The following is a 15,647-nucleotide window of genomic DNA, read 5'->3' on the forward strand; positions in this document are numbered from 1 at the left end:
ACTTTAGTGGTACTGTGCCAGCAGATTTTCAAAGTTTTTTGCCGTCAGTGTGCCGACCTCCTCACTACTGCATCCATACATATCTGCCAAGTAGCTTGCGACATAAGGTACATAAGCTGGCTCGTTCGGTCGACCACGCTTGGGCACTGGGGCCAGATAAGGACTGTCAGTTTCGATGAGTATTCTATCTTTTGGCATGCGTCTGGCAGCATCTTGAATCATCTGCGCGCTCTTAAAGCTCACAATACCTGAAAATGAGATATAAAACCCTAAATCTAGCGCCCGTTTGGCTGTCTCCCAGTCTTCAGTAAAACAGTGAATAATGCCATGCTCAGCACCCTCTGCCTTTAAAATATCGATGGTGTCTTCTTTGGCATCACGCATATGCACGACAAGTGGTTTTTTGAGCTGCTGACTGGCATGAATATGACGGGCAAAGCTCTCACGCTGCTCGTGTGCGTTTTCAGTTGACCAGTAATAATCCAGCCCCGTCTCCCCAATGGCCCAGACCTGCTCGGCATTAGCCGTTTCTACCAAGCGCTCGACGGTCGCTGACTGTAATGTATTGATGTCTTCACAAGGATGAATCCCTACGCTCATACCAAGATTTAGAGTTTCATCGCTATACGTTCTAATGATATTGGCAATATCATCATATTCAGCAAAATCACACATAATGGCCATGGCACGCATCACTTGCGCCTCTTTCATGGCTGCAATCGCACCTTCTAACTTGCCATCATATTTGGCTAGGTCCAAACGGTTTAGATGACAATGGGTATCGGTAAACATAAACAATCTCGTTAATAAACATTAAGAAATAATAAGCGTTAAAAATAGAGTGTGGTCAGTTCAAAATAAAAAAGCATAAGCCTCTTAACCCATGACTGCTATACCTTTTAAATTGAAGCACCCCTACTGTTTATTGCTCTAAGTAGGTCTGTTTTCAAGTCCAATTAATGCAAAGGCACTACCCGCATCACCTCTTCTATACTCGTCAACCCCTCACTGATGCGCTTGGCCCCTGACAGACGCAGCGGTTGTACGCCTTCACGATAGGCTTGCTGTTTCAATATGTCCAAGCTGGCATCAGCGCTCACCAGTTTTTTGAGCTCATTCGATAGTGGCATAATCTCGTACAGTCCGACTCGGCCTTGATAACCGGTATGGCGACAGTGCTCACAGCCTTGAGCTGTATAAACTTGAGCAGGCAATGCCGCACGCCAAGGCTGTACCAGCTCCTGCCATTGTATAGCCACCTCACTATCTGCAATCACCGCCACAGCTTGCTTACAGTAAGAGCATAAAGTCCGTAGCAATCTTTGTGCCATCACGCCCAATATAGTCGCTGATGTCAAAAACGGCTGAACACCCAGATCATGCAAACGAGTGATCGAACTGGGTGCATCATTGGTATGCAGCGTCGAGAGCACCAAATGTCCGGTGAGTGACGCTTGCACCGCCATGTTGGCAGTTTCGGCATCACGAATCTCACCGACCATAATGATGTCTGGGTCTTGGCGCATTAAAGAGCGAATACCGTCAGCGAAAAGCAAATCCACGCCTGGATTGACTTGCATCTGATTAAAAGCCGGCTCAATCATCTCAATAGGGTCTTCGATGGTACAGACGTTTACCTGCTCAGTGGCCAGCTGCTTGAGCGTACTGTATAACGTCGTTGTTTTACCAGAGCCGGTCGGACCTGTAACCAGAATAATACCGTTTGGATGCGCAGTCAGCTCTTGCCACCTCTCGAGCTGACTGCCTGACAGGCCAAGCTGAGCAAAAGAGCGCACCAACACTTCAGGGTCAAACACTCGCATCACCAGCTTTTCACCAAAGGCAGTCGGCATGGTAGACAGGCGCAGCTCAGTCTCCATGCCATTATGAGTACGGGTCTTTAGACGCCCGTCTTGCGGTTTGCGTTTTTCTGCAACATTGAGCCGCCCTAAGATTTTGATGCGCGCCGTCACTGCTACTACAATCGCCAGTGGCATCTCATAAACCGTATGCAGCACGCCATCGATACGAAAGCGCACCTTGCCTGTCTCACGCCGTGGCTCTAGATGGATATCACTGGCACGCTGCTCAAAGGCGTATTGCAGTAGCCAATCGACGACTTTGACGATATGTTGGTCATTGGCATCGGGATTATTGTTGTCACCCAGCTGTAATAACGCCTCGACGTTGGTTACATCCGCAGCGGCGCGTTTATGGATGGAGTTGGCACCTGCAATCGCTTGCGTGACTTGATAGAACTCTTGCCGATAGCGATTGATCTGTTCAGGATTGATATAGACGGTGCGATAAGTTTTGGATTTAATCAGCTTTTCTATATTAGCGTGCCAATCCGTATAAAACGGCTGATCAGTACCAATGACCACTTCATCCATCGTGACTTCAATCGGCAAAATGTGCTGCGAGCGCGCGTATTCAAACGACATCAGCTGCGTCACGGCGGGCACATCGATCTTTAGCGGATCAATACGTACGAGCGCCATATCTGCTTTGGCTGCTAGCCACTGATTGAGCCATGCCAGCGTCAATGTTTGCTCTGAGTCGCTACCAAAGGCGTGGCCATTCGGCAGCCCAAACTCACTGATGGTCAACAGTGGATGCTGATCTTTATCACGGCGACTGGTCATCACCAAATTATAGCCGCGCTGATCAATGACTCTATCCGCTAGTAGCTCATCTAAGCACCAACGCAGATCAATCATTATCGAATACTTCTGAGCAGACATATTTTTCTTCTTTTATAATGGTCAAATATAATTTGTATAGTAGATTCAACAACTTAAAAATCAGCCTGCAATACTATAAGGCATCCTTAACCTCTACAACAGCCGTTATCTGCAACTGCCCCGACTCTATGAGCTGAAAACTCACATCGACCGACTTATAACGCATGATAAAAGTGGTATTCATCTCATCACGGCGATAAGCAGGGCGCGGATCATAGGCGATGAGGTCTTTAATACGCTCAATATCTGCATCTATCAAGCGGCTTTGTAGATGGTAGAGCACGCTGTCATGCGTTGATGGTTGTTTGTCAGCGTTTTGCTGAGCCTGCTGTTGCTCATGAGCTATTTGCATAAACTGCTGCTTGGCTGTGTCAGTCATCTGCACTACTAACTTCTCAAGCGCAGCGGTCGCAAAGCCACTCTTAGCGTCAGCCACAGCATCGCTGTAAGCGATATAAGGCTTAATATCGATAATCGGTGTACCATCGATCATATCAGCGCCGCTAATCATCAGTAACACGCGTCCTTCGATCACCTCAATGCGCTCAAGCTTGACCACAGACAGTCCCAGAGCTGACGGTCGATACATACTACGACTGGCAAACACGCCAACCTTTTGATTACCGCCGAGTCTTGGCGGACGGACTTGCGGACGAAACGTAGTTCTATTTGCATTTGCTGTGTCCGACTGATCGTTATGGCGCTCGTTAGAATGGCCTTTAGTTTCATTTTGCTTAGCTTTAGCTTGTTTAATATAGTTATGATGAAACTGCCAACTGAGCCACAGATGGCTAAAATGCTCTAAACCGACAAACGCCTCTGGCACGTCATAAGGCGCAATCATCTCAATCACGCTCATCAACGGTACCAAGTTTGGCTGTCTTGGTGCCCCAAACTTTTGTGATAGCGGTGCTCGGTGATAGCCTATAATCGGTGCTCTATGACAGCGCTCCGGCTGGTATGTCTCGAAAGATGCCGTAGCAGCAGTCATAACTTTCTCCAAACGCTGTAAAAACCTATGCAAACGTAACAAACCGCCTCAAGTAAAGCGGATAGACATGAGAATACAAAATTACTCACTAACGATATTCCATTTTATCATGGCGCATGACTGCCGCCAGACGGATTTTTATTTTAAAGTTTGTTATGATGAGCGATAAATTCAGTGCAGCCTTTTAAGCGCTTGGTTTACGTTATGTCCAAAACGCTATAGACACCCTTACTTATGTCTCATGCGACATAAAAAATGTTAGAATAGCCAGCCATAATATAGTGGACACGCACACCGTGTTATTGCGCTACGCATTCGTATTAAAAAAATAAGCATGGTCCACAACCATCTGAGCGCTAGAGTGTACTTCACTCACTACTAATCTTGCAAAAGATTAAACACTTTAATCAGTATTTAAAAACACTTAAACCTACTAACGCAGACAGCAATTTACCAACGAGGACTTTATGTCAAAACTTCGCACCGAAACGGTCACAGAGGTTCATCACTGGAACGACTCTCTATTTAGCATCAAAACCACGCGCGACGACGGCTTACGCTTTCGCAATGGCGAGTTTGCGATGATAGGCCTCGTTGTCGATGGCAGGCCACTGCTGCGTGCTTACTCACTTGCAAGTCCTAATTATGAAGAGCACTTAGAGTTCTTTTCGATCAAAGTTCAAGACGGCCCGCTTACCTCACGCTTGCAGCACATCAAGGTCGGCGACGAGCTACTGGTCAGCAAAAAGCCCACAGGCACGCTGGTATTAGACGATCTATTACCGGGCAAAAACCTATACATGCTCTCAAGCGGTACAGGGCTTGCGCCCTTCTTGTCTTTGTCACGTGACCCTGAGGTCTATGAGCGCTTTGATAAAGTCATCTTGGTACATGGTGTACGCCATGTAGAGGATTTGGCGTATCGTGATATGTTCGAAAACGAGCTGCCCAATGATGAGATCTTTGGTGAGTGGTTCCGTGAAAAATTCATCTACTACCCTACCGTCACACGCGATGAGTTTAGAAATACGGGTCGTATCACGGACTTAATGAAGTCTGGCAAGTTCTTTGAAGATATTGGTTTACCTCCGATGAACAAAGAAGATGACCGCGTTATGATTTGCGGTAGTATGCCTTTCAACGCCGACCTGTCCAAAATTTTAGACGACTTTGGTCTCACAGTTTCACCACGTATGGGCGTGCAAGCGGACTATGTGGTTGAGCGTGCCTTTGTCGGTTAAGTAGTCATACTAATAATCAATTGAGTACGATTTGTTAGGGATGGCCAGCTATGAAGCGTTAAATCTAAAGTTTTACGCCAAAATAGCAAAATCCCAGTAAATAATTCTTGACGCTCCAAAATAGGCTGTTATAATACGCAGCCTATACAGTTAACCCTGTAGCCCAATTCGATAATGTTTAGCAGTATAAACTTATCACCTTACATGCCAGTGTGATGGAATTGGTAGACATGACGGATTCAAAATCCGTTGCCTTTAAAAGCGTGTCGGTTCGAGTCCGACCACTGGTACCATATACAAAACCCTTACAGTCTATTGATTGTGAGGGTTTTTTATTGCCTATCAATATTGTCTAACAAATCATCTTCATAACCGTCCAGTTGCTCTATATTTGCTTATTTGCGCTTACTAATACCATTTCCAAAAATTAGAGTCACGCGAAAAACTTGTGCAAGTACTACACCTAGTAGGCTTAGCAAGTTTGACAACGTTAAACGCACTTTTTGGGTTTGGTATAACTCATGAGCAGTCGCTTTACCGATAATAAGCGCTTTATGATAAGGCAACACCATAACCTACTGATTGATAAACTAAGCAGTTCTCACATTAGATTTCGCTACGGTAGTTTATTGAACCAATATCCCGTATCATAACCACACTTTAGTTATGGTTATTATGGCTTTGTTAGTGAAACAGCCTTTATTTTTAATATTTATTTCCAAAAAACAAACTACTTCTCAAAAATCACTCTGTCGATTTATATCGAATATAGTGTTTTTAAGTGACACAGGGTTTTTGTTAGCTTACTTATAAGCCACTATGATCATCGTAAAAGGTTGCTTTTAGCCTCTGTTGTTAAAAATTACTGAAAAACTTTCAAAATATTTGAGGATGACAGAATTAGCCAACATATCGATTGGTCGTTTTCCGTTCTGTTTTCCGCATAAAAAGATGCATAGAGAAGAATAGGAACTCATCATGAAAAAGTCGTGGATTTTAATTCTCCTAGTCGTGGCTGCTGCTGTCGGTTGGTACTTCTGGCAACAGCAGCAACAGGCCGAAGCCCTTCCTTCAGGCATAGTCAGCTCAAACGGTAGACTAGAGCTAGAACAGTTTGATATTGCCAGCCTCTATCCAGGACGCATTGAGCAAATACTGGTTGATGAGGGAGAGGATGTCATGGCAGATCAATTGTTGGTTAAGCTGTCGTCCACTCAAAGCGAAAGCCAGCTCATGGCAGCGCAGGCTACTGAGCAGCGCGCTTATCAAATGGTATCGCAGGCTCAAGCAGGACGTAATCAAGCTGAGCAGGCAATGGCTCGCGCCCAAGCTGAGATCAATGCTCATCTTGAACAGCAAAAAGTCGCAAAAATGGATTTAGACAATGCACGTAAGATGCGCAGTGAAAACTTGATTTCAGACTCAGAGGTCAGTAAGAGAATGGCGGCTTACAATGGTGCCGTTGCAGCGGTGCAAGCGGCGCGAGCAGCACGAGCAGAAGCCCAAGCAGCTGCGCAACAAGTCGATGCTCAAATAGCAGAAGCCAAAGCTGGCGTCAATCAGGCAAAAGCTCAGCAACAAGCCGCTACTTCAATGAATGACGATATGCTTATCCGTAGCCCTAAAGCTGGGCGTGTCGAGTACCGTATTGCTGAGGTTGGTAGTGTCATTGCTGCAGGCAGTAAAGTGGTTAGTCTGCTCGATACTGAGGATGCATATATGAACATCTTCCTTCCTAACCAGCAGATGAGTAGTTTACAGGTGGGTGATGACGCAAGAATTGTGCTCGATGGACTCGATAGTGTATGGCCGGCACAAGTCTCGTTTATTGCTTCAGAAGCTCAGTTTACGCCCAAATCAGTAGAGACTCAGAATGAGCGCGAAAAGCTGATGTTTAAGGTGCGTATTAAGTTGCCTCTTGAAGTGGCACAAAAATATAAAGGCTTACTGAAGGGCGGTATGACAGGGAACGGTTATGTGCGTAGCGATACTGATGTAGCGTGGCCTGATGAGCTAACGATCAAGCTTCCTGCAGTAAAAATGCCTGTGCAAAATGCATCATAAATTATTCAGCAGCTTTTATGATCAATAAAACTGAATGCTTACGATGATAGAAAAGTTACCAGTACAAGATAAAGAGATGATGTATGGACAGCCAGCTTAATACAGTTGAGGTTAGCCATGTTTCTCATAGCTATGGCGAGACGATTGCTCTTGATGATATCTCCTTCAACATTCCACGCGGCGCCACCATGGGCCTGATTGGTCCTGACGGGGTGGGGAAATCCACTTTATTGTCTGTTATTGCTGGAGTCAAGATCATTCAAGAAGGCTCGGTGCAAGTGCTCGGTCAGGACATGGCAAAAAAAGCGGTACGTGATGATTTATCGCAGCATATTGCTTTTATGCCGCAAGGGCTGGGACACAACCTCTACCCCACACTTTCAGTGTATGAGAATGTGGATTTTCATGCGCGTTTGTTTGGCTTAGATGCGCACGAACGCCGTGCCCGAATCGCTCGATTACTTAAGGCAACAGGACTAGATCCCTTTCCAGATCGTCCGGCTGGCAAGCTCTCAGGTGGCATGAAACAAAAGCTTAGTCTTTGCTGCGCCTTGGTGAATAACCCAGAGCTGCTTATCCTTGATGAGCCAACCACTGGGGTGGACCCTTTAGCCCGTCGCCAGTTCTGGGCATTGGTGGCCTCGCTGCAAGCCGAACGCAAAGAGATGACCGTCATCGTCTCGACCGCCTATATAGAAGAAGCCGAAGACTTTGAATATTTGCTGGCGATGGATGATGGTAAGCTGCTGGCCAATGATCGCACGCAAACCGTCATGGAGCAGCTTGGGGTCACCTCGCTTGAAGAGGCGTACATCAAGCTTTTGCCAGCAGAGAAACAAACCAACTCAGGCAAACTAAAAATCCCTCCGTTCGAGCCCGATCCAGATGCGCCGCCCGCCATTGAGGCCGAAAACCTAACCAAGCGTTTTGGCGACTTCACTGCGGTCGATAGTGTCAGCTTTCGTATCGAAAAGGGAGAGATTTTTGGTTTTTTAGGCTCTAATGGTTGTGGTAAATCCACTACTATGAAAATGCTTACTGGCTTGATTGATAAGACTGAGGGATCAGCAAAGCTACTTGGTCAATCTATCGATGATGAAAATGTCGATACTCGCATGCGAGTTGGCTACATGTCGCAGACCTTCTCACTCTATGAAGAGCTGACCGTACGGCAAAACTTAGAGCTACACGCTAGGCTTTATCAGATAAAAGGCGCACGCGGACAGCAAGCGGTCAAGGACTCTTTAGAGCAGTTTGATTTGGTTGATGTGGCAGAGACTGACCCTTCCTCATTGTCGCTTGGTATTCGCCAAAGACTACAGCTGGCAGCCGCCTGTTTGCATCGTCCAGAGGTATTAATCCTCGATGAGCCAACCTCAGGGGTAGATCCAGAAGCGCGTGATATGTTTTGGCAAAAACTAATAGAGCTTTCTCGCGAAGAAAAAGTGACGATATTTATCTCTACTCATTTTATGAATGAGGCCTCTCGCTGTGATCGAATCTCCTTTATGCATCAAGGGCGCGTGCTCGATGTTGGTACGCCGCCAGAGCTAACACGCAATAAGAAGGCGGAAAACCTTGAAGAAGCCTTTGTGCAATATCTGCTTGACGATGAGCAAAGTCAAAAAGAGGACAGTCAGAACGCAGAACATGCAAACAACACAAATGACAGTCAAGGCCAGCCAACTAAAACCGCTGAAAACAGCACAGCTAAAAGCAGCACGGCTGAAAGTGAAGACAGCCCTATCGGCTCAGACATCATAGCATCTGCACCTGACAAGCAGGCCAATAAGACTGATACGCTTAGCTACTGGTTTAGTACTGTTTGGACATTTGCCACTCGTGAAGCTAAAGAGCTACTGCGCGATAAAATCAGATTCTTTTTTGCGATTCTCGGCCCCATCATCCTAATGGTTATGACTGGCTGGAGTATCTCTTTTGATGTCAATAATTTGCCATATACTGTTCTCGACCGAGATCAGACTATGCAAAGTCGACAGTTAACCGAGTATTTTTCTGGTTCAGAATACTTTATCACCAAGCCGCCTGTATATTCTTTAGAAGAGGCTGAGTATGCACTCAAAAGCTCCGAGGCCAAACTGGTGATCGATATTCCAGCGGGTTTTGGACGTGACATAGCAGCCAACAGACAGCCAGAAGTCAGCTTTTATATCGATGGAACTGTCCCCTTTAATGCGACTAACATTGAGGGCTATGTGGGCGGCATCATGAGGATGTATATGCAGGACCGCTTTCAGGACACGGGCTTGCCTATCGATCTAACGCCTGCTGCTGAAATAGTCCCGCGTTTTATGTATAACCAGGACTTTAGAAGTGTCAGCGCCGTCATCCCAAGTGTGATCATGATGATCCTGATGCTCATTCCAGCGATGATGACCACACTTGGGGTAGTACGTGAGCGCGAAATTGGCTCGATATCCAACCTCTATACGTCACCTGCCAGTGTGCCACAATACCTCATTGGCAAGCAGCTGCCTTATGTCGCTCTAGGCTTTATCAACTATATCATACTAGTATTAATGGCTGTTTTTTGGTTTCAAGTACCGGTAAAAGGCTCTTTTTTGGGCATGTCCTTTGGTGCCTTATTATTGGTATATGTGTCTACAGGACTGGGGCTGCTAGTATCCAGTTTGGTTCGCACCCAAATTGCAGCGCTACTGATAACCGCTATCGTGACTCTCATACCTACCATCAACTATTCTGGACTGCTCTACCCCATCTCCAGTATGGACGGTTTCGCTTATGCTCTGGGTGTCGGGTTTCCAGCATCTTGGTATCAGCGTATCAGTATTGGCGGTTTTACCAAAGGACTTGGCTGGAGCAGCTTTTTGACTGAGTATATGGTTCTGGCTGCCTTTGCCCTCACGTTTATCACACTGGCTTCTATTTTCCTGAAAAAGCAGGAGGTGTAAATGCGCTCTTTAAAGAATATCTGGACCTTAACCATCAAAGAGTTGCGTAGCTTGTTTGGAGATACCGTCCTATTTTTGATGATCGGCGTGGTTTTTTCTGTCACCATCTATACAGTAGCCGTCGGTATCAATACCGAGGTACGTAATGCCCCCATAGGTATTATAGATTCAGACCGTACCGCTCTGACCAGACAAATCCAAGAAGCTTTGCAGCAGCCCTACTTCATCCCGCCCGTTGACGTAAAGCGCGAAGAGGTTGATGAGTTGATGGATAAAGGCGAGCTTATCTTTGTATTGGATTTTCCGCCTGGGTTTGAGCGCGATGTGCTGGCTGGACGCAAACCGCAAGCCCAGCTACTGATTGACGCCACCACCATGACCCAAGCGGGTGTGGGACAGATTTATATTGCCCAAATATTTAATGAACAAATCAGCAGCTTTTTGAAGCAGGGAGATCCACCACTAATAGCTAAGCCCGTGCTCAATATGGTCTATAACCCAAATGCAGACAGCTATTGGTATACCCCAGTCATGGAGGTCTCTAATATGATCACGCTCTTGGCACTCGGCTTGTCGGGAGCTGCCGTCATCCGCGAGCGTGAACGAGGCACTATTGAGCACTTATTGGTGATGCCCGTTAATGCCACCGAGATTGTCATGTCAAAAATACTGGCCAACGGGATGGTTATTTTGGTTGCCTCCATGCTGTCGATGGTTTTTATGGTGCAGTACTTTCTCGGTATTCCTATTAACGGCTCACTAGTGCTATTCGGTATCGGCGTGGCAGTTTATCTGTTCTCGATATCTGCTTTGGGGATCATGCTATCGACCATAGCACCGACCATGCCACAGTTTGCGCTGTTGATGCTGCCGGTATTGGTGGTCTCCCTCCTGCTATCTGGCTCTATAGCGCCGCGCAGTAATATGCCCGAGATGGTGCAGCTGCTAAGTGAGTATTGGCCTACTACCCAGTTCATTGCTTTTGGCCAAAATGTGTTATTTCGTAATGCAGGATTAGATATTGTTTGGCCTGAGCTATTGGCGATGACGGGTATCGGAGGATTGTTTCTTATTTTTGCTTTGATACGCTTCAAAGCCATGCTTGAGCAATTGGGATAACCACTTAGGTAGAGTCAGTCCCATATAAAAAAGAGATATTCAAAATAGCGTTATTAATTTACTGTAGTTATATACGATAAACTTATAAAAATAACGCTGCTATATAGCCATATAATTAGGAGTAGCTTATGTTGCCAGTATCCAGAGTGGTTGCGTTGAGCGCATTAACTTTATTTATCAGCGCCTGTCAAACTCAGCCCACACAGGTGGTTAGACAAAGCGATGTACTCATTCCAACCAGCTTTAGCCAAGATCAAGCAGCAAAAGGCAGTCAAGATATCAGTCAGTGGTGGCAGCGCTGGGATGATCCAGTATTGACCCAGCTTATTGAGCAGGGACTGCAAAGTGGATTTGATGTAAGAGTGGCCCAAAGTCGTCTTGCCGAAGCCTCTGCCATCAGCCGCTTAGCCAACGCTGACCTTGGTCCTCAAGCTGGTGTTAATGCCTCTACAGGCATCACAAGGAGCTCATCCAATATCTACTCTACCGATAGATTGGGCTTGCCTGGCGGGAGCGTACCCTTATTAGAAGATCGTGTGCGCACCAGTGGCGACTATGGGTCGGTTGGGTTTGCCGCAGCTTGGGAGCCTGATATTTTCGGGCAAAAGCAAAGCGATGCAGACGCCGCTTATTATGCAGCACTAGGAGTACAAGAAAAGGTTTATGGCGCGCAAATGCTGGTGGCAAGCCAAATAGCTGACCACTATTTGCAGGCGCGTGCAGCGCAAAAACGTGAAGCCATCATTGATCAAAGTATCGCTACTCTGACGCAGTTCGAACGCTACGTACAGCTACGCTTTAACGCCGGTGACTCTACTATTAATGAGGTCAACAATACCAAAAGTAAGCTCAACGCTGCGCGTGCACTAAAAAGCACCTTGAATGCTGAATATGCCGCAAATGTACGCAGTATCGCAGTGCTAATAGGTCAGACGCCGCAAAGCTTTACGCTTCCTAAAGCACCCAAAGATATTTTTACTCATCTGCCATCGGCTCCCAGTGGCCAGACGCCGCAAGGCCTACTTGAGCGTCGCCCAGATATCAGAGCCTACGCCGCACTGGTGAACGCCTACTCTGCCAAACTGGCCAGTGCTGAGGCTGATTTGCTCCCGCGCTTCTCGATTAACTTTTTGGGTCAAGGGGGTCGTATCGATATTGATAGCGACGTGCCTAAACTGAAGGGTTGGGGCAGTATTTTAAACGTAGGCGTACAGCTGCCATTATTTACCAATGGCCGTATCCAAGCTAATATTGACAATGCGGATGCCAGATTACAGACCGCTTTATTAGAGTATGACCAAACTCTATTACGCGCACTCGGCGAAGTAGACAGTGCCTACCAGTTCCATTATGCGCTACAAAAGCAGCAATCCCTGTTAGAGACTGCTTATCGACAATCCGAGCAACATGCCAACGATGCACAAAAGCTATTCCGCTATGGTCATCATACTCTGGATTATGCGCTAAGGGCTCAGCTTGAATCGCAAGAGCTGCGTGAGAATTTGCTTAAGTCGCGACTCGCTCAAGCACAAATGCTAATAAACCTTAATAAAGCGCTTGGTGGTGGCTGGTCAACGAGTAACCAGCCATCTTAACTGATGGCTTGTTGGCTTACTCTAGAGTACAGCGCACCTATCATATATAGAATTAGACCCTATTCAGCGTCATCTATTAGGGTATTCAGCGCCTCTGCCATCTCATCATCGATCAGATTGTCTTCAATATAATTGACCAATTGATGGATGGTGTTCAGATCCATCTCCCTGATACCTAAGCTGGCCAGCTCTTCGTTGATAGTCTCTAAGCTTGCTAACTCTTTAGGATCACCCAATAGATGCTCTTCAAACCCCGCATTTACCAGCCAGTATATTTTTTCTAGCACGGTGTTTTTTTCGGTCAAGATGGAGTAGCTGTCGCCTTGAACAAACAAATTAAAGTGATAAGGTATCTCTACATCATTGATAAAAAAGGTACGCATACAGTCTATCGTGTAGGCTTGGTTGTCTAGGCTTTCTTGACCTTCATCACTTTCTTCGTCTTCTTCTACTTCCATCTGCTCTGTGACTAAGCTCCCTACTATTTGATAATCGCCTGTTTTTACTTTGTGATTATAGATGATAGTAGCGTCGGCTATGGCGTCAAAAATGACCGCGCTGATGTCTAAAGTATTGTTATCGATATCATAAAACCGCTTTAGCGCAGGTAAAAACTCGGTTAGCTGGTCTTCAGGTACTTGCGTGAGAAACTGCTGCTCGTATATCTTGATCATGTCTTCAGGAGCATAGGTATTTACGTTGTCTTCTTCGTTTCTGCCAGTAGGTTGTAGGGGCAAAAAATTATAAGGATTATCATTGGTCATGCAGGACTGCCTTGTTATGTAAGTTCGCGGTATTGGATGTCTATCTATGGCTATAAGTTTCGGCTTATTTTAGCTGTTATAGTGTCACAGAATCCATAACGGCTATTATCCCTTATTCGGTGGCTTTTAGATATATGGTTGTTTTAACACTCCCCTTTTCCAAAATCACATCTCTTTCCTTGTCTAGCCTAATCTATACGTATTGTGTAGACTAACGCATAAACTTGAGCTAATGATTTGTTAAATTTCGGATGAAAGAGTTAATGACTGATATGAATTTCGCAGAAAAATTAAAAGAATTTACGTCCAACTGGGTTCAAGCGACTCAAGAGCCTTTTTCAAATCATTGGCTAGCTAACTTCTTTAGGAATGATGTCAGAAAAGATATAGAAACTTTAGTAAAAGATTTTGATAACACCTATCAAGTCAAAGCCAGTGCTGGTGCTGGAAATTGGGCTAACGTGCCATGGCTTTCAATTCTTAATCCTAAAATTACAACGACAACGCAAGATGGTATTTATCCTGTCTACTTGTTTAAAGCTGATGGCTCCGGTTTTTACTTATCTCTAAACCAAGGAACAACAATACCTACCAAAGAGTTAGGAAAGCCTAAAGCAGAGCGTAGAGCTGAGTCAATTAAACAATATCTCCTTTCCCAGTTACCAGAGCTTAATTTTTGGGGGCAGCAAGAAATAGACTTACGTGCAAAAACTACCTTAGGTCAATCATATGAACCCTTTAATATAATCGCTAAGTACTATGATATATCTGAACAGTTAGATAACGCTCAACTTAAAAATGACTTTTTAGAACTTTTAAATATCTATAGGCAAATACAACCAATTTATAAAGAGATAAAAACAATTGATTTTGACTCACAGCCACAACTACATACCCAAATTAATGCCAGCGCTGTTATGAAAAAATCTCTTCCTGACGATGTAACGCCCCTGTCCAAACCCTTCCTACTCCTAGCTGGTATCTCCGGTACAGGTAAAACTCGCTTTGTCCGTGAGCAAGCCAAACTCACAGGTAGCCTTAGCGATACCTACTGCCTAACTTCCGTACGTCCTGACTGGCATGAACCAAGCGATGTACTCGGCTATATATCACGCTTGGGTGGAGATGGTAGCGCTGAATATATCACCACTGACGTGCTGCAGTTCATTGCCAAAGCTTGGCGAGCGATTATCGATGCAGAGCTTGAGCTAAAAGCTGATGACGACAGTCGCCTCATCATAACGGGTGATAAAGACCAATTAAATCAAGTGCTACCCTATTGGCTATGTTTGGATGAAATGAACTTAGCGCCTGTTGAGCAGTATTTTGCCGATTACCTATCCGTTTTAGAAACTCGTGAGTGGCAATGGGATGATGAGCAATTTAATTATTGCTGCGACCCGCTATTGAAATCAGCAACTATCAAGCAGCTAGAAGACAAAGACAAACTGCGTAAGGCATTGGGTTTTGCAGATGCAATGTACGATGACGCTTGGGATTTGTTCTGTTCGCATGGTTTAAGCCTGCCCTTTAATCTAATCGTGGCAGGTACGGTAAATATGGATGAAACCACCCATGGATTCTCACGTAAGGTCATCGATCGTGCTTTGAGTTTTGACTTTGGGGATTTTTTCCCCAATGACTTTGATCATTTCTTTGAGTCAAATGTCACTCATAACGCCCTAAGCTATCCTATTTACTCACACGCTAATAAAAGATATCTACCTGAAACTGATAGTGATGGATATAAAAGTATTGAGTTCTTAAAGTCTATTAATAAGGTATTGGATAATACGCCATTCCAATTGGCTTTTAGAGCTCTCAACGAGCTATTACTAGCCGTTATTAGCGCCGACCCTAAAGATGAACAGCAGCTACAAGCAGTCTGGGATGACTTCTTGATGTGCAAAGTATTGCCACGTATCGAGGGTGATTACGACAAATTAGCACTTATGAATGAAGCTACTAGCAACAATGAGCAGTCATTGCTCACAGAGTTAGCAACCATCTTAAAACAAGAGCTAAATGATATTTGGCCTACCGAAAATTATCCAGATAACCTGCGCCCTGATTTATATCGCAAAAATGCAGATGATAGTGTTTTGTCTATCACTTGTCGAAGCAAGGCTAAATTAGCTTGGATGCAACAGCGCCTAGAGCGTTCAGGCTTTACCAGTTTTTGGCCTTAAAATAGAG

The 15,647-nt window shown here is 45.3% G+C and carries 10 protein-coding genes and 1 tRNA gene; 7 read left to right on the top strand and 4 right to left on the bottom strand.

The window, feature by feature from the left end; all coding sequences use genetic code 11:
* Positions 1 to 3 precede the first annotated feature (3 nt).
* The 3 genes from J3492_RS06075 to J3492_RS06085 all read right to left on the bottom strand — a co-directional run bounded on the left by J3492_RS06075 (position 4) and on the right by J3492_RS06085 (position 3,735).
* On the bottom strand, positions 4 to 792 hold the full coding sequence (locus tag J3492_RS06075; protein WP_207990915.1) for a TatD family hydrolase: 789 nt from the start codon (positions 790 to 792) through the stop codon (positions 4 to 6).
* Positions 793 to 956: 164 nt separating this feature from the next.
* Positions 957 to 2,744, bottom strand: coding sequence for a type IV pilus assembly ATPase TfpB (tfpB, locus tag J3492_RS06080; RefSeq protein WP_207990916.1), 1,788 nt, complete (start codon positions 2,742 to 2,744; stop codon positions 957 to 959).
* 73 nt (positions 2,745 to 2,817) lie between these two features.
* Positions 2,818 to 3,735, bottom strand: coding sequence for a tRNA (N6-threonylcarbamoyladenosine(37)-N6)-methyltransferase TrmO (locus tag J3492_RS06085; RefSeq protein WP_207990917.1), 918 nt, complete (start codon positions 3,733 to 3,735; stop codon positions 2,818 to 2,820).
* A gap of 467 nt (positions 3,736 to 4,202) precedes the next feature.
* Between J3492_RS06085 and J3492_RS06090 the strand changes: the two genes are divergently transcribed.
* The 6 genes from J3492_RS06090 to J3492_RS06115 all read left to right on the top strand — a co-directional run bounded on the left by J3492_RS06090 (position 4,203) and on the right by J3492_RS06115 (position 12,687).
* Positions 4,203 to 4,976, top strand: coding sequence for a ferredoxin--NADP reductase (locus tag J3492_RS06090; protein ID WP_201575029.1), 774 nt, complete (start codon positions 4,203 to 4,205; stop codon positions 4,974 to 4,976).
* A gap of 206 nt (positions 4,977 to 5,182) precedes the next feature.
* A tRNA-Leu gene (locus J3492_RS06095) sits at positions 5,183 to 5,269 on the top strand.
* A 685-nt stretch (positions 5,270 to 5,954) separates the two neighbouring features.
* The gene (locus J3492_RS06100) at positions 5,955 to 7,040 is read left to right on the top strand and encodes an HlyD family secretion protein (RefSeq protein ID WP_201575030.1); all 1,086 of its coding nucleotides are present in this window, start codon (positions 5,955 to 5,957) and stop codon (positions 7,038 to 7,040) included.
* A gap of 83 nt (positions 7,041 to 7,123) precedes the next feature.
* A complete protein-coding gene (gene rbbA / locus J3492_RS06105; protein ID WP_207990918.1) occupies positions 7,124 to 9,973 on the top strand; it encodes a ribosome-associated ATPase/putative transporter RbbA in 2,850 nt (949 codons plus the stop codon).
* Positions 9,974 to 11,092 (top strand): ABC transporter permease, encoded by a 1,119-nt coding sequence (locus tag J3492_RS06110; protein ID WP_207990919.1) that lies wholly within the window; start codon positions 9,974 to 9,976, stop codon positions 11,090 to 11,092.
* A gap of 128 nt (positions 11,093 to 11,220) precedes the next feature.
* Complete coding sequence (locus J3492_RS06115) at positions 11,221 to 12,687, top strand: TolC family protein (protein ID WP_207990920.1); 1,467 nt, start codon at positions 11,221 to 11,223, stop codon at positions 12,685 to 12,687.
* 59 nt (positions 12,688 to 12,746) lie between these two features.
* Here the strand turns inward: J3492_RS06115 and J3492_RS06120 are convergent, their stop codons facing one another.
* Positions 12,747 to 13,451 carry a hypothetical protein gene (locus J3492_RS06120; RefSeq protein ID WP_207990921.1) on the bottom strand — a complete coding sequence of 235 codons (705 nt, stop codon included), beginning with the start codon at positions 13,449 to 13,451 and terminating at the stop codon, positions 12,747 to 12,749.
* Between the two features lie 272 nt (positions 13,452 to 13,723).
* On the opposite strand from J3492_RS06120, the gene J3492_RS06125 reads away from it, so the two are divergent.
* Positions 13,724 to 15,640: an MrcB family domain-containing protein gene (locus tag J3492_RS06125; protein ID WP_207990922.1), complete on the top strand. Its 1,917-nt coding sequence runs from the start codon at positions 13,724 to 13,726 to the stop codon at positions 15,638 to 15,640.
* Positions 15,641 to 15,647 lie beyond the last annotated feature (7 nt).

Source organism: Psychrobacter coccoides (genome assembly GCF_017498085.1).
Lineage (GTDB): Bacteria > Pseudomonadota > Gammaproteobacteria > Pseudomonadales > Moraxellaceae > Psychrobacter > Psychrobacter coccoides.

Bases quoted from the DNA above. Each gene is read 5' to 3' on its own strand.
- J3492_RS06075 (WP_207990915.1), bottom strand. From the start codon at position 792: ATGTTTACCGATACCCATTGTCATCTAAACCGTTTGGACCTAGCCAAA.
- rbbA (WP_207990918.1), top strand. From the start codon at position 7,124: ATGGACAGCCAGCTTAATACAGTTGAGGTTAGCCATGTTTCTCATAGC.
- J3492_RS06110 (WP_207990919.1), top strand. From the start codon at position 9,974: ATGCGCTCTTTAAAGAATATCTGGACCTTAACCATCAAAGAGTTGCGT.
- J3492_RS06125 (WP_207990922.1), top strand. From the start codon at position 13,724: ATGAATTTCGCAGAAAAATTAAAAGAATTTACGTCCAACTGGGTTCAA.
- J3492_RS06115 (WP_207990920.1), top strand. From the start codon at position 11,221: ATGTTGCCAGTATCCAGAGTGGTTGCGTTGAGCGCATTAACTTTATTT.
- J3492_RS06100 (WP_201575030.1), top strand. From the start codon at position 5,955: ATGAAAAAGTCGTGGATTTTAATTCTCCTAGTCGTGGCTGCTGCTGTC.
- J3492_RS06085 (WP_207990917.1), bottom strand. From the start codon at position 3,735: ATGACTGCTGCTACGGCATCTTTCGAGACATACCAGCCGGAGCGCTGT.
- tfpB (WP_207990916.1), bottom strand. From the start codon at position 2,744: ATGTCTGCTCAGAAGTATTCGATAATGATTGATCTGCGTTGGTGCTTA.
- J3492_RS06090 (WP_201575029.1), top strand. From the start codon at position 4,203: ATGTCAAAACTTCGCACCGAAACGGTCACAGAGGTTCATCACTGGAAC.
- J3492_RS06120 (WP_207990921.1), bottom strand. From the start codon at position 13,451: ATGACCAATGATAATCCTTATAATTTTTTGCCCCTACAACCTACTGGC.